The following is a 20782-nucleotide window of genomic DNA, read 5'->3' on the forward strand; positions in this document are numbered from 1 at the left end:
CAATCTAAAATCAGCAATCTAAAATGACATACGAAGGTGTACTTTCCAAAATGCAAACCGAATTAGGTGATCCGATTCAATATTATTTGGTTTTTGAAAATAGTTTTTTGAATGTAAATCAATTATTAAACAAGGAATTGGAAATCAATTTTGTGGGGTATCAATGTTTGAATTGTGGAAAAAAGAAAAAAATATTTCGACAAGGTTTTTGTTACGATTGTTTTTACTCGAGTCCTGCAGTTGGGGATTGGATTATGAAACCCGAGTTAAGCACTGCTCATCTTGGAATTGCCGACCGTGATTTGGATTATGAAGAGAAAGTCCAATTGCAACCCCATATCGTTTATTTGGCTTTATCTAGCGAGGTAAAAGTAGGAGTAACTCGCAAAACGCAAGTGCCCACTCGTTGGATCGATCAAGGAGCAAGTCAAGCAATTTCAATTGTTGAAGTTCCCAATCGCTTTTTGGCTGGAATTACCGAGGTGGCTCTCAAAAACCATTATGCCGATAAAACCAATTGGCGCAAAATGCTGCAAAACGATGTCGTACACGTCGATCTAATTGCCGAACGTTTAAAACTCGAAAATCTAATCCCAGCCGAAGTTCAAGAATATTTTCATCTTGACAAAAACGATTTATACGAAATGCATTTTCCAGTATTGAATTATCCCAAAAAAGTAAACAGTTTGAGCTTGGACAAAATGCATAGTTTTGCCGGAAAACTAACTGGTATTAAAGGACAATACCTCATTTTTGATGATGGAACTGTTTTTAATGTTCGCAGTTTTGAAGGCTATGTGGTGCGCTTGGAAGTTTAAGTTTATAAGTAACTAAGATTCTATGTAACTAAGTTTGTGGAAATCTTAGGAACTTAGAATCTTAGAAACTCAGTAGCTTGATTAAGGTGTTTTCTTCTTAAACAAGCCATTCAACAAATCGCCTGCTTTCTTTTTGATATCTTCTTTTTGAGCATTGGTTTTAGTAGTGTCCGTATCTGTTTTTTTACCGCTGTTCAATAATTTGTCCAATTCCGAAGTTCCCTTTTTAAGCAATTTATCCGATTGTTGTTTGGCCAATTGCATTGTCAAGTTAGTCATCACCGTTTTCATATCGGTAGAAATTTTTGGATTGCTAAAATTTCCCGTCATTAGTGCTGTTACTGGAATATTGTCAAATTTGGCTGCATCAGTTGGCGACATTTTCGATATAAATGCATTCGCTTCCTTACCTAGGTATTTGGCAGGAACATTAAATTTGACGTTATAATCCATACTTTGGTCAAAACCGTGTGACCCGCCTACAACTGCTTTGATGTCTTGGTATTTGATGTCAAATGGTTTTACATTAACCTTTCCGTCTTTGAAAGTAAGTACTGCTTTTATGTCATTAAGGTTTACTTTGCTTAAATCTATAAATTTTAAATTAGAACTCAATGCTTTTAACATGGTAGAGTTTTCTGCATTAATAGTAGTCGAAAGCAATTGCCCAACCAAATCACCTGTCAGTGTTTTTAAATCAGGAGTCAATTCGGTAGCATCTAGATTTCCATTTAATTTAATGGTGGTGTTTATTTTTCCATTCACAATTCCCGCAATTGGAGCAATTTTTTTCAACATCTCCAATTGAGTGAAACTTTGTTGAATATCAACTTGGTTTAAATTAAGATTCATATCAAAAATAGGTGTTTTTCCTTTTGTAGAAACTGCACCACTAGCACCAATTGTTCCTCCGAAAATCGATGTTTTTACATTTTCTAAAGTAACTTTTTCGTCTTTGATGATCATTTTCCCTGAAACCGCTTTCAAAGTTAAATTATCATACAAAACCGTATTGGCTTTTGCCGTAAGCGTACAATTCAGGAAAGCTGGAATCTTCAAAGGTTCGGCTTTCTTGGTTTTTTGTGTTTCTTCAGTTTTAGCAATAGTGGTTGTCATAAAATCACTAACAGCCAATTGATTGGAAGTCAAATTAAAATTTCCTTTCAGCTCTTGTTTTCTAAACATAAAACCATAAAAATTATCCAAAACTCCTGTTACGCTAAGGTCACTTTTTCCGGTTTTGGCATTAAATTGTTTCAAATTCACTTGACTTGGATTAAACTGTACCAAAGCAGAACTAATGGTCATATTTTTACCATTGGCATCAGAATAATTAAATCCGGTTAAGCCTATTGTTCCTGCATTATTGATATTTTGGTATTGACTTTTCTCTACCGAAGCCATATCAAATTTGGTTGTGACATCAGCTTTCAAAATTCCCGTTAGCGGTTTGTCCATTTTTATGGGATAGGCTTTGGAAAGATTGGCCAAGTTGATGGTTCCTTTCAAAGCGGCATCTACCAATGCATTTGTGCTTATATTTTTTATGTTGGCTTTTGCATTAAAAACGTCTTGGTCTATTCTAAAAGAAAGTTTGTCCAGATTAATATAGGTATCGTTCGTTATTCCTGTTTCATTTACAATTTCAGTATCTATTACAATACTTTCAACTGATTTTGGTAAGTTCGGATATTGAAAAGAACCGTTGTTGGAACTGATTTTAAGTTTAAATTTTGGTATCGTTGAGTCTGTAAGCATACCTTTTGCAAAACCTTTTACGGTAAAATCTCCTGTGGTTTTTACACCTTCTAAACTCGATGCATAAGCCGCTGGAATCAGTCCTAAGAAGTTATTGAAGGAAGAAGTGGGTGTTTTGAATTTCAAATCATATACTTGTCCTGCATCAACCATTTGTATGAAACCGTCAAATTCTAAAGGCAATTGATTAATCAATGCTTTGTTCTCTTTAAAAGTGTATTTGCTCTTTTCTAAATCAATTTCTAATACAGCATCGAGTGACAAGACAACATTTTTCATATAATTGATTTTGCCCAGATTAAGAGATATTTTAGCCGTCGATTTGGTGTCTAAATCCAATTTTGTGTTATTAAAATCACCAGCTCCTTCGTGGTTCAAACTGTCAATAACCATTCGTACTTGTGAGGACTCATCAAAGTATTGAAACTTGAAATTTTCAATTTGGTATTTTTGGATTTTCAAAAGCATAGGGTCGCTTTTTCCGTCCTCTTTGGGTTTGTTGTCTTTTAAAGCAATATCAAAATTCCCGATTCCGTCTTTGTTAAAAATAATATTGATATAACCGTTTTTGGAAGTGATGCCTTCAATTTGCATGGCTTCTTCTTTGCTTTTAAATAATTCCTTGATGGACATTTTTAAATTCAATTCGCCTAAAGAAACCAATGTGTCACCTTCAAAAGGCGCTTTGTTGATAATTAATAATTTATCTAAGGTTACTGTCGCTTTTGGGAAGTTTTTGAACAAACTCAAGTCAGCATCCGCAAAGGAAACTTTGGCATCTACTTTTTCGTTGATGGTCTCAGTGATTTTAGCTTTTATTTGATCTTTAAAGAAATACGGAATGGCAAATAAGGAAGCAACAAGCACAACCAACACAATTCCAGCGATTTTTAATATTTTCTTTAGCATATAGGTTCGGTAAATTGGGTTATTTTTTACAAAAACAGAGGTTTATTAATTAGTTGTTTTGTAAAATTATCATACGAAGATAATATTTGTTTTTTAATGGAATGTGGTATTGCCATTCTTTAATCTTATTTTGTGATTTCGGAATGATGGCGATTTCATAAAAGAAAAACCCTTTCAAATTTGTATCTGAAAGGGTTTTAGATGGTATGTCAATATTATTAATTAATATTTATCTCAAAAGGCATTCTGGCTTGTATTCCTTTCTGCAATTGCACTTTCTTGATTTGTTGCAAAATAAAATAATTTTCTTCTCCCAATTCTTCTTTGATTAAAGCTTCTTTTGATTTTGCAAAAGGAAATTTAGCAAATATATCTGCAAAATCTTTTTCGAATTCAGGGAAGTTTTGGGTAGAATACGTTTTTATTTTGGCTAATGATGCGGCTTCTTTTAAAGCGTCATTTAGGTTTCCGATTTTGTCAACCAATCCTATTTTTAATGCCTCAGAACCTGTCCAAACACGACCTTGTGCTATAGAGTCTACTTGTGCAAAAGTCATTTTTCGGCCTTCGGCAACGTGCGTTACAAATGTTTTATAAACACGTTCTACGCCTTCAAGGGTCACGCCTTTGAATTTTTCGTTCAATGGAACAAACGGACTGTAATTGGAGTTTTCATTGGTGGTAACTTGTTCTGTATGAATTCCGATTTTAGTGGATAATTGACTAAAGTTTGGCAACACACCAAAAACCCCGATTGAACCTGTGATCGTATTTTTTTCTGCAAAGATTGTATTGGCATTACAAGCAATATAATAACCGCCCGAAGCCGCGTAATTCCCCATAGAAACTACTACTGGTTTTATTTTTTTGGTCAATTCTATTTCTCTCCAAATCAAATCCGAAGTCAAAGCGCTTCCTCCAGGGCTGTCCACGCGAAGTACGATTGCCTTAATGTCTTTGTTTTTTCTGGCTTCTTGCAAAGAACGGCGCATGGAACCTTCACCAATTACATTTACATCTCCTTCACCGCTTTGGATTTCGCCTTGAGCATAAATCACTGCAATTTGATTGTCTGTGTCTATTGATATTGATGTAGTCCCTACTTTTTGTGCATAATCAGATATGGATACTTTATTGTAATCTTCATCTGTTTCGATTTTTAAAGCTTTCTTGATGTCCTTATGATATACATCTTCATAAGCTATTATGTCGATAAGTTTGTTTGCTTTGGCCAACTCAGGAGTTCGCGCCAATAGTCCAGTCGCGATTTCATTCAATCGTGCAGTTGGTATTTTTCTGCTTTCCGAAATATCGGATATAATAGAATTCCAAACCGAATTTAATAAAGCTGTAGTTTGCTCTCTATTGGCATCACTCATATTGTTTTCTAAGAAAGGTTCAACGGCACTTTTGTATTTTCCATGACGGATAACTTCCATTTTTATTCCTGATTTTTCCTGTAAATCTTTAAAGAACATTACTTCAGTTGATAATCCCTTAAAATCAAGATCTCCGGCTGGATTTAAATAAATAGTATTGGCAACAGAGTTCAGGTAATAATCTCTTTGTGAATAATTATTGGCATAAGCCATAACAAATTTCCCTGATTTTTTAAAATCAATCAGAGCTTCTCTCAACTCTTTGCTTTGGGCTAAACCTAGTGAAGAATCTTCGTTTAAAATTGATATTCCTTTTATATCGTTGTCTGTTTTTGCTGCAGCAATAGCATTTATGATATCGGTGAGTCCAATTCCTTTTTTTTCTGAAAAAATATCCATCCAAGGGTCTTTGTATTTTCCAGCGTAATCATTGGAGATGTTTTCAAGATTCAATTCAATAACTGAATTGCTTTTTACTTCAACTCCTTCAGATTCACCTCCAAAAATGGCTCCAATGAGAATAATCCCAAAGAAGAACAGCATAAAAAAAACAAAAATTCCAATAATGGTAGCCATTACGTTTCCTAAAAATCTCATATAAATTTATTTTTCTAATAAGTAGTGAATTGTATTGATTTGTTACATTCTATGATGAAAATAAATTGCAACACTAGAGGCAAATATACTGTTTATCTAAAATTCTTTTACTTAATTTGTGCTAATTATGGAATTACAACATCAGGTCATTTTATCTCTGGGGAGCAATGAAGGCAATCGTTTGAAAAACATTGAATTATGTCTCGAATTGATTCATCAAGAAATTGGCACTATTATAAAGGTTTCAAGTTTGTATGAAACACCTTCTTGGGGTTTTGAGAGTGAAGCTTTTTTTAATTGTGCTTTGCTTTTGCATACATCCAAAACTCCAGAGCAAATTTTGGAGCAAATTTTACAAGTTGAAAAAAAGCTGGGTCGTATTCGTAATGAAAAATCCGGCTATCAATCTCGAATCATTGATGTGGATATGATTGCTTTTGAAGAAGAAATAATTAATCTTGAGCACCTTCAAATTCCGCATCCATTAATGCAAAACCGGAAATTTGTTTTGTTGCCTTTTAAGGATTTGAATGTTGATTGGCATCATCCTATTTTAAAAAAATCAATTTCAGAGTTGATTCAAATTACTCCTGATGATAGTATTTGCAAAGTAGTTCAAAAATTAGAAAGTCCTTTGGACAAAATAATACTGAATCAGTACAATTACATTGCTATTGAAGGGAATATTGGTGCTGGAAAATCAACTTTGGCTGTAAAAATGGCTCAAGATTTTAATGCCAAGACCGTTTTGGAACGTTTTGCGGACAATCCTTTTTTGCCAAAATTCTATGAAGATCAAAGTCGTTATGCATTCTCTCTTGAAATGTCATTCTTAGCGGACAGATACCAACAATTATCAGATGACTTGTCTCAATTTGATTTGTTTAAAGATTTTATTATTGCCGATTATCATATTTTTAAATCATTATTATTTTCTAAAATCACTTTAGAAGTAGATGAATTTCGTTTGTATCGTACCCTTTTTGATATTATTTATAAAGAAATGCCAAAACCCGATTTGTATATCTATTTGTATCAAAATACGGAACGGTTGTTGCAAAATATAAAAAACCGAGGCAGAAGCTATGAACAAGATATTACGGCAGAATATTTGGACAAAATCAATAAAGGATATTTGGAATATATCAAAACCCAAACCGATTTGAACGTTTTGGTTATTGATGTTTCTGATCGTGACTTTGTTGTAAATCAAATAGATTATCTTTTTATTTTAGATAAAATCCAAGAAAAAAGTAAGTTTTAATTTTTATCTTTTCAAAGAAAAATGACCTTTTACTTCTGGAATGTCTTTGTCTAATTTCAGTACATACCAATAATCTGTCGCAGGCAGAGGGTTTTTATTGAAAGTTCCGTCCCAACTACGAAAATAGGAATCTAAATGTGTTATTATTTTCCCATAACGATCAAAAAGTGTTACTTCTGCTAACGGATAATTGACTAAACCTTTAATTTCCCATACATCATTATAGCCATCATTATTTGGTGTAAAGTATTTTGGAACAATGATAACTATAAAAGTTTTTTTGTCATCACTACATTTATTGATATCTCTAACATATGCAGTTTGTAATCCGCTGGGAGCATTAGTGAATACATTTGAGTTTTGATAATTAATACCATCAATCGAGAACTCAAAATAATCTTCTTTTTGAATTAGTTCAATGCTAACTGTTGTTTCGTTAACGTTTATGTTTTTTATTTCTGGTTTGTTGTTTTCTAAAACTGTTATTGTTTTTTTACTGGTGCAGTTTTGAGGAGCTGGACTGGTTACATCAACATAATATACTCCTAAATCTGAAACGGTAATAATTTTAGAGGTCTCGGCGCCAGGTGTGGACCAAAGATAGGTCATTTTAGGAACGGATGCGTCTAATTGAACCGAACCTGGAACGCAAAGCGCAACGTGTTGATCTGTAACTGGAGGAAGGGGGTAAATCTCAATTTTGAAAGGTGTTCTTGTTAACGATAAACAATTATTATTGTTGGCTTCTGCGTAAAAAGTTGTGTTTGTGGAAACTTGTGGCGTTATATAAGTGAATCCAGTTCCTAAAGATTTACTATCAGTATTTGTTGCAAACCAATTTAATATTCCCTCACTTGCTGTAGCTTTTAGAAAAAATATACCCGAACCGCAAACAGGTGTAAGAACAGTTGTCGGAGTGATGTTTGGAATTGAATTTACTGTTACTTCAATAGCAGTTCTTTTTGTTGTGCATCCTTCATTTGTGCTTTCAACGTAATAGTTTGTTGAGGTATTTAAAATTGGAGTGGTGTAATTTGTGCCGATTCCAACACTGTTTCCTCCCACTGCTGTATCGAACCAGTTTATGGTTCCAGCCGATGTCGTTGCTTCAAGGCTACTGCTTCCTGAATTGCATATTTCAGAAGCTTTGATGCTGGTTATTGACAGTATGGTTAATGTGGTGCTGGCTGCTATTTGTGGTGTTGGGTCTCCCGGCATACCTCCATATTCTACGACATAACCTTTGGGGTAGTTAGGGTTTGTTGGGTCTTGTACTCCATAAAGCCCTAAGTCATTCCATTTTCCTTTTTGTCCATTGTCTGGATTTGTTATGTAAGCATAATTTTCTATGCCTGTTTTGAAGTCTTTTAAAACCCCTCCGTTATCAGGCTCTTTATAGTTATTCCAGTACGCAAAAGTTGTGGTGTATCCTGGTTCGTATCCGTTCCAAAAAATTGTTCCAGTTTCTGGTCCGGACTGCCATCTCCATTCTCCTTCTTTTACCGCATCACTCCCAGCAATCCAACCGTTTCCAGAGAGTTGTTCTCCAACAAATTTAGCTTCGTCTAATGTGGTAATGGTTGCTAAGTAACCTTTTAGTCCATAATATGAACTTGATTCGGCCGCTCTTTTTGCATTTCCCCATGAGATGCCAGGATCGGATACAAATTGATAATAATGCTTGGACGAAGGCAGATAATTGGATTTATCTAAATTTATGGAGAAGTTTCTGTTTCCAGTTGGTATTGCTGAGCTTGTTTTAAATTTGACATCCTTTGCTGCTTTGATAAAATCAGAATGGGGTAGCGGGTTTCCAGTTGTGCTTGAGAGTGTAAGTTTTCCCGTTTCTGTATTCCAACTTGATGTCAAATTTGGATATGAACCTGTTAGAGTTAAAATATCTTCCCCAATTACGTATCCTGATGATATTTGAATATTTATGGCGTAAATGGTATTAGATGCTGGATCATTAATATTTAGGTCCGTAATTATGTTAATGCTTGTTTGTGGGCAATAGACTTGGTTTCCAGTTGCTGTAATTATGGGTGAGACTATTTTTAAAATAGTTCTAGGTAAGTTAGAGTTTTGTGTAGAACCTTTGTAGAACCTTTTTTTTGGTGGAATATAAGCATTGCTTAGATATGTCGTATGAAATAGTATTATAAGAAAAAGGTAAAATAATTTATTTTTGAATGTAATCTCCATATTGCAAAATATAAAAAAGCATTGTAATTTTTTTTTAAAAACTTTTATGTCAAAATTATTTTGACTTTGAAATATTGAGAACTTTCAAAGTCTTGTTGATAGGTGAATCATTATGTTATCTTTTCAAAGAAAAATGACCTTTTACTTCTGGAATGTCTTTGTCTAATTTCAGTACATACCAATAGTCTGTCGCAGGCAGAGGGTTTTTATTGAAAGTTCCGTCCCAACTACGAAAATAGGAATCTAAATGTGTTATTATTTTCCCATAACGATCAAAAAGTGTTACTTCTGCTAACGGATAATTGACTAAACCTTTAATTTCCCATACATCATTATAGCCATCATTATTTGGTGTAAAGTATTTTGGTACAATGATAACTATAAAAGTTTTTTTGTCATCACTACATTTATTGATATCTCTAACATATGCAGTTTGTAATCCGCTGGGAGCATTAGTGAATACATTTGAGTTTTGATAATTAATACCATCAATCGAGAACTCAAAATAATCTTCTTTTTGAATTAGTTCAATGCTAACTGTTGTTTCGTTAACGTTTATGTTTTTTATTTCTGGTTTGTTGTTTTCTAAAACTGTTATTGTTTTTTTACTGGTGCAGTTTTGAGGAGCTGGACTGGTTACATTTACTGTAAAAATTCCTTTAGCCACAACATCTATAGTTTGTGTTACAGCACCAGTTGACCACAGATAAGTCATGTTTGGAATACCTGCGTCTAAAGTAATAGTTTTAGAAACACACTTTGCGATAGTTTGATCAGTCACAATTGGAAGCGGGTAAACGATTAAGTCAATTGGAGTTTTTGTATTGTTGATACATCCGCTATTAACGGCTTCAGCATAATAGGTAGTATTAGTGGGAATAGTTGGAGTTGTATAAGATAAACCAGTGCCCACAATACTACCGCCAATTTGTGAATACCAGTTTATGTTTCCTTCAGTAGGAGTGGCATTTAGGGTGAATAATCCTGGCCCGCAATTGGTTGAAGGTGAGTTAGTGCTTGTTATTGTTGGGGTAATGTTTATTTTAGCTTCTACTGCAGTTCTACTACTTGAACAACTTGCTGTTGCTGTTTCTACATAATATATTTTTGTATTGTTTATGCTAGGAGTGGTGAAGCTTGTGCCATTTCCAAGGTTAGTTCCACCGGTTAATTCATCATACCAATTTATAATACCAGCTGTGGCAGAGGCTTGAAGTGTTACTGTTCCAGAATCGCATCTTGATGCAGGTAAAGTACTTGTAATGGAAGCAATTGTTAGTGTAGTACTCGCAGAGAGTTGTAAAACAGGGTCTCCTGGTGTTCCACCATATTCAACAATATAACCTTTGGGTTGGTAATCGCCACTTAAATCCCCCGTGTTGGATAAGTCGTTCCAAGAACCTGCAATTCCAACTCCTGGTGCAGTGATATGTGCATAATCTTCGTCTCCTGCTTGATTGGGTTCGTTGGAATTCCAAAAGGCAAAATTAGGACTAGAGCCATTAGAGGTTCCGTTCCAGAAAACAGTGCCAGCTTCGGGACCAGTTATCCATTTCCATACATTTTCTGTCTCAGCGTCGCTACCACCAATCCAACCTGCTCCTGGGGCCTGTTTTCCTGCTAACTGTGCTTCATCTGCAGCTGTAATAGTAGCTAGGTATCCTTTTAAACCATAATACGTTTTGATATCAGCGGCCGATTTTGCATCGGTCCAAGTGATACCTAAATTAGGAACATATTCATAATAATGACCATTTCGAGGTAAATAATTGGCTTGACCTATACTGATTGAAAAATTCCTTGTACCTGATGGGTTAGTCGAAGAGTTGCTAAACTGAACATCTTTAATAGCACTCACAAAATCGGTATAGGTTACCGCTGTCCCATTAGTCGGGCTTTTTAAAGTTAACTTTCCTTCACTTGCATTCCAGCTACTTGTAATAGTAGGGTGTAAAATGGCATTGTTAAGGGATAATTGGTCCTGTCCATTTATATAACCTGATGAAATTTGTATATAAATTGCATCAGTAGAAGTATCATCTGGGTCGATAATATTGATAGTGGTTGCAATGTTTACGCTTGTTAAAGGGCAATAGGTTTGATTATCAGTTGCAGTAACTATTGGAGCTACGTTTGCAAGAAAATCAGCTTTGCGTTTTTGTTTTAAGAAAGAAGTTGTAAATCCCTTTTTGGGAGGGACGTTATTGGTATTTTTAGCATTACAAATGGTATAGGGTGTAAGTACTAAAAGTATTAATATGTAGAAATGCGTATAAATTTTCATTTTATAAAAATAAGCATTTTTAACAAGTCGATTAAGTTTGTTGTAAAGATTCTTAGATAAAAAAATGCATTTTTACAAAATAACTTTTAATTGTTAAATTGTTTAAACAAATCCCAAACCACAATCCCAGCACTAACTGAAATATTTAAGGAGTGTTTGGTTCCCAATTGTGGAATTTCAATACAGCCATCGCATAGTGCAACAGCTTCTTGCGCTACACCATAGACTTCATTGCCAAAAATTAAAGCGTATTTTTTATTTTTTTCGACTTTAAAATCTTGAAGAAAAATGGCGCTCTCCACTTGCTCAATGGCTAGTGTTGTAATATTTTCTTTTTTTAAATCGGCAATAACTTCTAAAACGTTTTGGTGGTGTTCCCAAGTGACAGTTTCGGTGGCACCTAGAGCTGTTTTGTGAATTTCTTTATTTGGAGGTGTGGCAGTGATGCCGCACAATATTATTTTTTCTATCAAAAAAGCATCAGCTGTTCTAAAAACGGAACCTATGTTATGTAAACTGCGAATATCATCTAGAACTAAAATTAAAGGTGTTTTTTTGGATTCTTTAAAATCTTCTATTGATTTTCTATCTAATTCGCTGTTTTCTAGTTTTCTCATTGTTTGGATAATGGTTTATAAAAAAGGCCTCCTAGAATAAGGAAGCCTTTTTTTATAGTTTAAAAAAGTACTATTAGCTTTTTGTAGTAGGTGCAGCATCTGGTAAAACAGTTCCTTTTATAGTAAGTGTTTTTGTAGGTTGACCAGTAGCGTTTGAGGTTACAATTACTTGTTTTGTAAATGGACCAACTCTGTCAGTAGCATATTTCACTCCGATAACGCCTTTTGCTCCAGGAGCAATAGGTTCTTTTGGAGTAGACGGTACAGTACAGCCACAAGTTCCTTGAGTGTTTGTGATGATTAGTGCTTTGTTTCCATTATTAGTAAATACAAACTGACGGTTACCATCAGCATTGTGAGCTACAGTTCCATAGTCAATTGTTTCGTTTTCAAAAACCATTCCAGCTCCTTCTACTTTTGGTAAAGCAGGAACTGTTGTTTTTGTTTTTTTACTCTTTTTTGAAGTATCCTGAGCATTAGAAGTCGTTACTCCTAAAACTGTTAGCATAGCTAATAGAAATATTTTTTTCATAGTATTTTTTGAATTATTTCACAAATTTACACAAAGAAACAAAATTGTAGAGTAAATATTTCTTAAAAGTAAATTAATTTTTTTCGTCTTAGTTTTTTGCGGTATAAAATTATAAATTCGCTGAGTTTTTTATTCACACAAATACAACAATTTTGGCAGCAAAAGATAAGATAGTTAAAGAGACTCCATTAATGAAGCAATACAACGAAATCAAAAGGAAATATCCTGATGCTTGTTTGTTGTTTCGGGTTGGGGATTTTTATGAAACTTTTGGAGAAGATGCCGTTCGGGCTTCAAAAATTCTGGGGATTACATTAACCAAAAGAGGAGCTGGTTCCGAAACAGAGACTGCGCTTGCTGGTTTTCCTCATCATTCTATTAATACCTATTTGCCAAAATTAGTAAAAGCGGGACTTCGGGTGGCTATATGTGATCAACTCGAAGATCCTAAAATGACCAAAACTATTGTTAAGCGAGGCGTTACAGAATTGGTTACTCCCGGGGTTTCTATGAACGACGAAGTGTTGCAGTCCAAAACCAATAACTTTCTTGCGGCTATTTATTTTGCGAATAAAACTATTGGTGTTTCATTTCTGGATGTTTCTACGGGTGAATTTCTCACTGCTCAAGGGAATGCTGAATATATTGACAAATTGCTTCAGAATTTCAATCCTTCTGAGGTTTTAATTCCAAAAAACAACAAAAATGATTTCCGCGAAATTTTCGGTGAAGATTTTCATAATTTCTACTTGGAAGATTGGATTTTCAAAGAAGATTACGCCTTTGAGACATTGACCAAACATTTTCAAACAGTTTCTCTAAAAGGTTTTGGAATCGAAGAATTGAGTGAAGGAATAATTGCATCGGGTGCCATTCTTTATTATTTGTCCGAAACGCAACACAATAGAGTGCAACACATTACTTCCATTCAACGTATTGCAGAAGATGCTTATGTTTGGATGGATCGATTTACGATTCGCAATCTTGAATTGTATCACAGTTACAATCCGAATGCAGTTACGCTTTTGGATGTGATTGACAAAACGCTTTCGCCAATGGGAGGCCGTTTGTTGAAACGCTGGTTGGCTTTGCCTCTAAAGGATAGTAATAAAATAAAAAGCCGCCATCAAGTAGTTTCTTATTTAAAAGATAATCAAGATATTCTAAAAAGTATTCAAAGTCAAATCAAACAGATTTCAGATTTGGAACGATTGATTTCTAAAATTGCCACTGGTAAGGTTTCGCCACGAGAGGTGGTTTATTTGAAGGAATCTCTGGATGCTATTATTCCAATTAAGGCTTTGGCTTTGTCAAGTCCGCAGGAAGCAGTTAAAGTAATTGGTGATAGTTTGCACAGTTGCGATTTGTTGCGCGAAAAGATAAAAACCACTTTGAATCAAGATGCGCCTGTAGCGGTAGCCAAAGGAAATGCCATTGCAAAAGGAATTAATGAAGAATTGGATGATTTGCGTGCAATCTCTACTTCTGGAAAACAATTTTTGGAAGGAATCGAAAAAAGAGAATCGGAACGAACGGGTATCTCCTCTTTAAAAATATCATTTAATAATGTTTTTGGATATTATATCGAAGTCAGGAATACGCATAAAGATAAAGTTCCTTCCGAATGGATCAGAAAGCAAACACTTGTTAATGCGGAGCGTTATATTACTGAAGAATTAAAAGAATACGAAACCAAAATACTAGGAGCCGAAGAGAAAATTCATAAAATTGAAAGCGATTTGTTTGAGCAACTAGTGAGTTGGATTGCTACCTATATTAAACCCGTTCAGATGAATGCCAATCTCGTAGCGCAATTGGATTGTTTGTGCTCATTTACACAATTGGCAATCGAAAACAAATATGTTTGCCCAGATATTGATGAAACATTCGAGCTCGAAATCAAAAATGGTAGACATCCTGTAATTGAGAAGCAACTTCCAGTTGGAATGCCTTATATTGCAAATGATGTTTTCTTGGATAGAGAAACCCAACAATTAATTATGATTACCGGACCCAATATGTCGGGTAAGTCGGCAATATTGCGTCAGACTGCTTTGATTGTTCTGCTTTCGCAAATGGGAAGCTTTGTCCCTGCCGAAAGTGTTCGGATGGGAATTGTAGATAAAATATTTACTAGAGTAGGGGCTTCGGATAATATTTCGATGGGTGAATCCACTTTTATGGTCGAAATGAATGAGACTGCTTCTATCTTGAATAATATTTCAGATAGAAGTTTGGTTTTGTTGGATGAGATAGGACGAGGAACAAGTACCTATGACGGAATTTCAATTGCTTGGGCTATTGCTGAGTTTTTGCATGAGCATCCATCCAAACCCAAAACTTTGTTTGCTACACATTATCATGAATTGAACGAAATGAGTGAATCAATGCCTCGCATTCAGAATTACAATGTTTCGGTTAAGGAACTTAAAGATACGGTGCTTTTTATACGTAAATTGGTTAAAGGTGGAAGTGCGCATAGTTTTGGAATTCACGTGGCAAAAATGGCAGGAATGCCTCAGATCGTTATTTTGAAAGCTCAGAAAATGTTAAAGAAACTTGAGAAAAACCATTCTAGTGATGCTCTTGTAGGTATCAAATCAGACAAGGAAGAGATGCAAATGAGTTTCTTTAATTTGGATGATCCATTGTTGGAAGAAATTAAAGAAGAGATTGTGAATTTAGATATCAATACCATAACGCCTGTTGAAGCATTAATGAAGCTTAATGAAATAAAAAGAATGTTGTCAAGGAAGTAGGCGGTTAGTAATCAGTGATCCGTTTTTTTACTTTTATTGGTAAGAACAATGTAATCCTGTTTTGGTACAGTTTTTAATTTAAATTGCTATTGCTATTGCTATTGAAATAATTTTTTGAATATAAATATATCGTTGTCAGAACGTTAAATTTTATCTTTATTTTTTTTAAAAAAAAGACTTGTGTAATTGAATAAATGTTCTAAATTTGCAACCGCAAACAAGTTTAACAAACTCTACTGGCTAATAAAATTAGGTGAGTTAATACAAGAGATGTTTGTGGTTCTTTAAAAAAATGAAATGCGAAAATAGCTCAGTTGGTAGAGCGCGACCTTGCCAAGGTCGAGGTCGCGGGTTCGAGCCCCGTTTTTCGCTCTATATTGCATAATACTCAAATCTTGTATTTAGTTTTTTTATAAATTAGATATATACTTAAAAGTATAATACTTTTTTGGTGTTGTATTTATTCTTTTTAAATTTGATTTATAATTAAAAGGTGTGATACTCAGATGGTGTTGTGTTTAATTATTTTTTTTTTTAAATTAAATATAAAACTGTAAAGTATAATGTTCGGATGGTGTTGTATTTAATTAATTTTTTTAAAAAATTAAATATAAAACTGTAAAGTATAATGCTCGGATGGTGAAATTGGTAGACACGCTGGACTTAAAATCCAGTGAACAGCAATGTTCGTGCGGGTTCAAGTCCCGCTCTGAGTACTAAAAAGCTTCAAACTATGTTTGAAGCTTTTTTTATTTAAAAAAATGATGGCTGTATAATTTTGTTTTTATTTTAGATTTGAAGTATAGGAATCTAAGTGTCTAATAATCTAAAATCTAAATTTAAATGGGTGCTTTTGTGATAAGTAAAAGGTTTGATGATCAATATAAATTTGTGTTTACTTCTAGAAAGGGGAAAGTAATTTTTACTAGTATGCGATATGAGCTTAAATTTGAATGCGAAGAAGCGATAGAATATTTTAAAAACAACATCGAACTGGCTACTTTTACTAAATTCAAATCACCTGGGAATAAGTATTTTTTTAAATTGTTTTTAGACGGAGCTCAAATTGCGCTAAGTAGAAAATATACCACAGAATTAAGGGTTCAAAAAGGTATTGATGAAATTGTAAAGTACGCATCGATTTCTGAAATATTAGATTTTTCTGATAATGACTTGATATTTGTTGATTGATTGTTATTGGTTCAATTTGAAGAAAAAAAAGACACCAACTCGATTTTGAATTGGTGTCTTTTTTTTGTGGTAAATTTTCGCAATAGGGCATAAAAAAAGCTGTATACAAAATATACAGCTTATTTTTCTTTGCGTAATTTGAAATTACTTAGCAGCTGGAGCTTCAGCAGCTGGAGCAGCAACAGCAGCAGCAGAATCAACTACTACAGCAGCAGTATCAGCAACAACAGCAGCAGTATCAGCAACAACAGCAGTAGAATCTACAGCTACAGTTTCTTCAGCAGCAGCGTCAGCTTTTTTACATGATACAACAGTTAATACAGCAACAACAGCTAAACTTAAAAATACTTTTTTCATCTTAATTTAATATAAAGGTTAATTATTAATTCGTGGCAAAGATATAAAATTTTTAATATGTAAAATATTTTTTCATTTATTTTTTTAAAATAATTTTCTATCAGGACGTTAGCTTTTCTTATTAATATAAAAAAAATAAGAATATGTTTATAAATTATAATTAATCGCCTAATTTTTAGGTTTAATTTGAAGTTTAATTTTTTTGTTTATAATTTTATAAGTTTCTAATTTGGGCTAAAATTGTATCTGTTGCTCCTTTGTTTTTTTGAACAAAAGTGTTGCAAATTTCGCCTTTTTTAATTCTTGTATCTTTGTTTAGAATTAAGGTTGAAAATACTTGATTTAATTCGGTATAGTTCACAATGGAAGTACATCCGTTTAAATTGACTAATTTTATAGCTTCATCAAAATGGGAGTAATTTGGACCAATAACGATAGGAATACCAAAAGTAGCGGGTTCCAGAAGATTATGCACACCTGGGTTTCCAAAACCTCCGCCAACATAGGCAATGTCTCCATAACTATAGATTTTAGTCAAAATGCCAATAGTATCTATTATAAAAACATCATATTGAGATAGTTCTGTATTTTCTTTATCTGAAAATAAAATTGTTTTTTTTGTTATACTGCTTTTTAATTGTTGTATTTGCTCTGTTTTTATATTGTGAGGAGCGATTATGAATTTTACAATTTCCCTGCAATTATTGATGTATTCTACTAGTAAAGCTTCATCTTTAGGCCAAGAACTTCCAATTACAATTGTGGTTTTGTTGTTTTTGAATTGAGCTATAAAGTCTAATGTATTGTCTTTTTCTAATATGGCAACAACTTGGTCAAATCGAGTGTCGCCAGAAACTGTAACATTGGTTTTTCCTAATTGAGTAATTAGTTTTTTGGAATTTTCATTTTGTACAAAAAAGTGAGTAAAAGTATCAAGGGCTTTTCTATAAAATCCACCGTACCATTTAAAAAACAATTGCTTTTCTCTAAAGATACCCGAAATCAAATAAGTCGGTATTTTTTGATTTTGTAATTGATCCAGATAATTGATCCAAAACTCATATTTAATAAAGAAGACAAGTTCAGGATGTACTAATTTTAAAAACTGTTTTGCATTTTTCGGTGTGTCCAAGGGGAGGTAAACCGTTACATCTGCATCAGCATTGTTTTTTCGGACTTCATAACCAGAAGGAGAGAAAAAAGTGACTACAATTTTATGATTGGGATATTTGTCTTTAATTTTTTTGATTACGGGTAAGCCTTGTTCGTATTCGCCCAATGAGGCGGCGTGAAACCATATCGTTTGATCCTGTTGGGTTATTTTTTGCTCCAAAATAGTAAAAACCTCTTTTCTACCTTCCACAAAAAGCTTCATTTTTGGACTGAATAGCGCTATGATTTTTAATAATGATTGGGCGAAAATAATGGTTAAATTATAAAGAAAATGCATTTTTATTTTTTTTGTAAAAATACATTTTCTTTGTGTTATTTTCTTTCTTAAAATTCTTTAAAATTATACTTGAACTAAAGATTCTTCTTAGATTGGTTTTTATATTAAAGTGCTCGTATATTTTCTATTGGTTTCATTGGTTTAAACTCTTTAAATAACTATTTTTGTTGTGCTTGTTTAGATGGACTGATTTACATTTAAAATTTGTTTAATAACGAGTTTACTTCTATTAATTGATTCTATGAAATGCATAGAATGTTAAAAAAGAATACATGAAAAAAATACAAATGGTTGACTTAAAAAGTCAATACGATAAAATTGCAGTAACTGTAAATGCTTCAATTCAAGAAGTCTTGGATACCAATACTTATATTAATGGACCACAAGTTCATGCTTTTCAAAAATCTTTAGAAGAATATCTAGATGTAAAACATGTAATTCCTTGTGCCAACGGTACAGATGCTTTACAGATTGCTATGATGGGGTTGGACTTAAAACCAGGGGATGAAGTTATTACTGCCGATTTTACATTTGCTGCTACCGTTGAGGTAATTGCTTTGTTGCAATTAACACCTGTATTGGTAGATGTTGATTTAGTAAACATGAATATCTCCATTGAGGCTATCAAAAAAGCGATTACTCCAAAAACGAAAGCTATTGTGCCAGTGCATTTGTTTGGTCGTGCAGCCAATATGGAAGCTATTATGGCTATTGCCAAAGAATATAATCTATTTGTAATCGAAGATAATGCTCAAGCAATTGGAGCCAATTGTAAATTTTCTGATGGAACAAAAAAGAAAGCAGGTACAATTGGACATGTTTCCTCAACATCTTTCTTTCCTTCAAAAAACCTAGGATGTTATGGCGATGGTGGCGCAATTTTCACCAATGACGATGCTTTGGCTCACAAACTTCGAGGTATTGTAAATCACGGAATGTACGAGCGTTACCATCATGACGTAGTAGGAGTAAATTCTCGTTTGGATAGTATTCAAGCGGCTGTTCTTAATGCAAAATTGCCTTTGTTGGATTCTTACGGAAAAGCAAGGCAAGATGCAGCCAGAAAATATACCGCTGCTTTTGAAGGACATAAAAATATTGTCGCTCCAACTATTTGTGACATTTGCGATTGTCATGTTTTTCACCAATATACTTTGAGAATTGTTGATGCCAATAGAGATGGTTTGATGCAACATTTGTTAAACAAAGGAATTCCTTGCGCCATTTATTACCCTATTCCATTGCACTCCCAAAAAGCGTATTTGGATGTGCGTTACAAAGAAGAAGATTTTCCAGTTACAAACCAATTAGTTAAAGAAGTTATTTCATTGCCAATGCATACAGAATTAGACGATGAACAAATTAAATTCATAACCGATAGCGTTTTAGAGTTTTTAAAATAAAAAAAAAACACAGAATAAAGAACATAGTATAAAGAAAAGAGAATAAAGAGAATGGATTTGTTTAGTAATCTATTTTCTATTCTCTTTTTTCTATTTTCGACAAAAGAAACATCAAATATGAAAATACTAGTAACAGGGGGATTGGGATTTATTGGTTCGCATACTGTAGTCGAATTGCAAAATGAAGGATTTGAAGTGGTAATTATTGATAACCTTTCCAATTCGTCTGAAGAAGTATTAAAAGGGATTGTTGCCATTACGGGGAAAACACCACTGTTTGAAAAATTGGATTTGCGCGAGAAGAAAAACGTACAAGATTTTTTTCAAAAGCATAATGATGTTCTAGGAGTGATTCATTTTGCAGCTTCCAAAGCAGTTGGAGAAAGCGTTGAGAATCCTTTGCTTTATTATGAAAACAACATTGGGACACTGGTTTATATCCTGCAAGAACTAGAGAAAAAACCTGAAGCTAATTTTATATTTAGTTCGTCCTGCACCGTTTATGGTCAAGCCGAAAAAATGCCAATCACCGAGAATGCGCCCGTTCAACAACCAATGTCTCCATACGGAAACACCAAAAAAATAGGCGAAGAAATAATTCACGATGTGGCAAAAGCAACAAATATCAAAGCAATATTGTTACGCTATTTCAACCCAATTGGATCGCATCCGTCGGCTGAAATTGGAGAATTACCAATAGGAGTTCCTCAAAATTTAGTACCATTTATTACTCAGACTGGTTTTGGCTTGCGTCAAGAATTATCTGTTTTTGGCGATGATTACCCAACTCCTGATGGAACCTGTATTCGCGATTATATACACGTAGTCGATTTGGCGAAAGCCCACGTAATAGCCTTACAGCGTTTGTTGAACAAAAATAATTTGGATAAAGTAGAGACTTTCAATCTTGGTACAGGAACGGGAAGTTCAGTGCTGGAAGTGATTCACAGTTTCGAAAAAGTAAGCGGTAAAAAACTTCCCTATAAAATTGTTCCCCGCAGAGAAGGTGACATCACGTCTGCTTACGCCAATACCGATAAAGCAAATAATGTCCTAGGTTGGAAAGCACAGTCCACCTTGGATGAAGCAATGACGAGCGCTTGGAAATGGGAACAGAAGATTCGTTCGTAGAGACGTACTACATTGCCTCTTTACGCCTTACAAAATCCCAAACTATCAATCGATAATTTGGGATTTTTTTATGTTAGTATTTATCATAACAGATTTAACGCAGCGCTAACATCAATTGAAGTGAAATT

14 protein-coding genes and 2 tRNA genes are annotated in these 20782 nt (G+C 33.9%); 8 read left to right on the plus strand and 8 right to left on the minus strand.

The genetic code is table 11. From position 1 onward, the window contains the following. The first annotated feature begins 23 nt into the window (after positions 1 to 23). A complete protein-coding gene (locus AC8GF4_RS02065; protein ID WP_506592310.1) occupies positions 24 to 818 on the plus strand; it encodes a DUF2797 domain-containing protein in 795 nt (264 codons plus the stop codon). 81 nt (positions 819 to 899) lie between these two features. On the opposite strand, the gene AC8GF4_RS02070 is transcribed toward AC8GF4_RS02065, so the two are convergent. Both AC8GF4_RS02070 and sppA read right to left on the minus strand, forming a co-directional pair. Then, complete coding sequence (locus AC8GF4_RS02070) at positions 900 to 3485, minus strand: AsmA family protein (RefSeq protein WP_506592312.1); 2586 nt, start codon at positions 3483 to 3485, stop codon at positions 900 to 902. 218 nt (positions 3486 to 3703) lie between these two features. Further along, entirely contained in the window at positions 3704 to 5461 is a 1758-nt protein-coding gene (gene sppA, locus AC8GF4_RS02075) for a signal peptide peptidase SppA (RefSeq protein ID WP_506592314.1), read from the minus strand. Positions 5462 to 5588: 127 nt separating this feature from the next. On the opposite strand from sppA, the gene folK reads away from it, so the two are divergent. Further along, entirely contained in the window at positions 5589 to 6725 is a 1137-nt protein-coding gene (gene folK, locus AC8GF4_RS02080; protein ID WP_506592316.1) for a 2-amino-4-hydroxy-6-hydroxymethyldihydropteridine diphosphokinase, read from the plus strand. Between the two features lie 3 nt (positions 6726 to 6728). On the opposite strand, the gene AC8GF4_RS02085 is transcribed toward folK, so the two are convergent. The 4 genes from AC8GF4_RS02085 to AC8GF4_RS02100 form a co-directional block, all read right to left on the minus strand. Continuing rightward, on the minus strand, positions 6729 to 8930 hold the full coding sequence (locus AC8GF4_RS02085; protein ID WP_506592318.1) for an Ig-like domain-containing protein: 2202 nt from the start codon (positions 8928 to 8930) through the stop codon (positions 6729 to 6731). 115 nt (positions 8931 to 9045) lie between these two features. Beyond that, a complete protein-coding gene (locus AC8GF4_RS02090; RefSeq protein WP_506592320.1) occupies positions 9046 to 11214 on the minus strand; it encodes a T9SS type B sorting domain-containing protein in 2169 nt (722 codons plus the stop codon). Between the two features lie 86 nt (positions 11215 to 11300). Then, on the minus strand, positions 11301 to 11831 hold the full coding sequence (locus AC8GF4_RS02095) for an RNA methyltransferase (RefSeq protein ID WP_506592322.1): 531 nt from the start codon (positions 11829 to 11831) through the stop codon (positions 11301 to 11303). 73 nt (positions 11832 to 11904) lie between these two features. Then, a complete protein-coding gene (locus tag AC8GF4_RS02100) occupies positions 11905 to 12363 on the minus strand; it encodes a DUF1573 domain-containing protein (RefSeq protein ID WP_506592324.1) in 459 nt (152 codons plus the stop codon). Between the two features lie 152 nt (positions 12364 to 12515). On the opposite strand from AC8GF4_RS02100, the gene mutS reads away from it, so the two are divergent. The 4 genes from mutS to AC8GF4_RS02120 all read left to right on the plus strand — a co-directional run bounded on the left by mutS (position 12516) and on the right by AC8GF4_RS02120 (position 16313). Further along, positions 12516 to 15122 (plus strand): DNA mismatch repair protein MutS, encoded by a 2607-nt coding sequence (gene mutS / locus AC8GF4_RS02105; protein ID WP_506592326.1) that lies wholly within the window; start codon positions 12516 to 12518, stop codon positions 15120 to 15122. A 299-nt stretch (positions 15123 to 15421) separates the two neighbouring features. Beyond that, a tRNA-Gly gene (locus tag AC8GF4_RS02110) sits at positions 15422 to 15494 on the plus strand. A 258-nt stretch (positions 15495 to 15752) separates the two neighbouring features. Beyond that, positions 15753 to 15838 (plus strand) — tRNA-Leu (locus tag AC8GF4_RS02115). A 127-nt stretch (positions 15839 to 15965) separates the two neighbouring features. Continuing rightward, positions 15966 to 16313: a YegP family protein gene (locus tag AC8GF4_RS02120; protein WP_506592328.1), complete on the plus strand. Its 348-nt coding sequence runs from the start codon at positions 15966 to 15968 to the stop codon at positions 16311 to 16313. 144 nt (positions 16314 to 16457) lie between these two features. On the opposite strand, the gene AC8GF4_RS02125 is transcribed toward AC8GF4_RS02120, so the two are convergent. Further along, positions 16458 to 16670 (minus strand): hypothetical protein, encoded by a 213-nt coding sequence (locus tag AC8GF4_RS02125; RefSeq protein WP_506592330.1) that lies wholly within the window; start codon positions 16668 to 16670, stop codon positions 16458 to 16460. 214 nt (positions 16671 to 16884) lie between these two features. Then, a complete protein-coding gene (locus AC8GF4_RS02130; RefSeq protein ID WP_506592332.1) occupies positions 16885 to 18120 on the minus strand; it encodes a 3-deoxy-D-manno-octulosonic acid transferase in 1236 nt (411 codons plus the stop codon). Positions 18121 to 18392: 272 nt separating this feature from the next. Here AC8GF4_RS02130 and AC8GF4_RS02135 point away from each other — a divergent pair, with 272 nt between their 5' ends. Together AC8GF4_RS02135 and galE are read left to right on the plus strand one after the other, a co-directional pair. Beyond that, positions 18393 to 19523 (plus strand): DegT/DnrJ/EryC1/StrS family aminotransferase, encoded by a 1131-nt coding sequence (locus AC8GF4_RS02135; protein ID WP_506592334.1) that lies wholly within the window; start codon positions 18393 to 18395, stop codon positions 19521 to 19523. A gap of 117 nt (positions 19524 to 19640) precedes the next feature. Continuing rightward, the gene (gene galE / locus AC8GF4_RS02140) at positions 19641 to 20654 is read left to right on the plus strand and encodes a UDP-glucose 4-epimerase GalE (RefSeq protein ID WP_506592336.1); all 1014 of its coding nucleotides are present in this window, start codon (positions 19641 to 19643) and stop codon (positions 20652 to 20654) included. Positions 20655 to 20782: the final 128 nt, after the last annotated feature.

Source organism: Flavobacterium rarum (SeqCode) (assembly GCF_965234445.1).
Lineage (GTDB): Bacteria > Bacteroidota > Bacteroidia > Flavobacteriales > Flavobacteriaceae > Flavobacterium > Flavobacterium rarum.

Coding starts and splice junctions, on each gene's coding strand:
- AC8GF4_RS02065 (WP_506592310.1), top strand. CDS start 24: ATGACATACGAAGGTGTACTTTCCAAAATGCAAACCGAATTAGGTGAT.
- AC8GF4_RS02070 (WP_506592312.1), bottom strand. CDS start 3,485: ATGCTAAAGAAAATATTAAAAATCGCTGGAATTGTGTTGGTTGTGCTT.
- sppA (WP_506592314.1), bottom strand. CDS start 5,461: ATGAGATTTTTAGGAAACGTAATGGCTACCATTATTGGAATTTTTGTT.
- folK (WP_506592316.1), top strand. CDS start 5,589: ATGGAATTACAACATCAGGTCATTTTATCTCTGGGGAGCAATGAAGGC.
- AC8GF4_RS02085 (WP_506592318.1), bottom strand. CDS start 8,930: ATGGAGATTACATTCAAAAATAAATTATTTTACCTTTTTCTTATAATA.
- AC8GF4_RS02090 (WP_506592320.1), bottom strand. CDS start 11,214: ATGAAAATTTATACGCATTTCTACATATTAATACTTTTAGTACTTACA.
- AC8GF4_RS02095 (WP_506592322.1), bottom strand. CDS start 11,831: ATGAGAAAACTAGAAAACAGCGAATTAGATAGAAAATCAATAGAAGAT.
- AC8GF4_RS02100 (WP_506592324.1), bottom strand. CDS start 12,363: ATGAAAAAAATATTTCTATTAGCTATGCTAACAGTTTTAGGAGTAACG.
- AC8GF4_RS02120 (WP_506592328.1), top strand. CDS start 15,966: ATGGGTGCTTTTGTGATAAGTAAAAGGTTTGATGATCAATATAAATTT.
- AC8GF4_RS02125 (WP_506592330.1), bottom strand. CDS start 16,670: ATGAAAAAAGTATTTTTAAGTTTAGCTGTTGTTGCTGTATTAACTGTT.
- AC8GF4_RS02130 (WP_506592332.1), bottom strand. CDS start 18,120: ATGCATTTTCTTTATAATTTAACCATTATTTTCGCCCAATCATTATTA.
- AC8GF4_RS02135 (WP_506592334.1), top strand. CDS start 18,393: ATGAAAAAAATACAAATGGTTGACTTAAAAAGTCAATACGATAAAATT.
- galE (WP_506592336.1), top strand. CDS start 19,641: ATGAAAATACTAGTAACAGGGGGATTGGGATTTATTGGTTCGCATACT.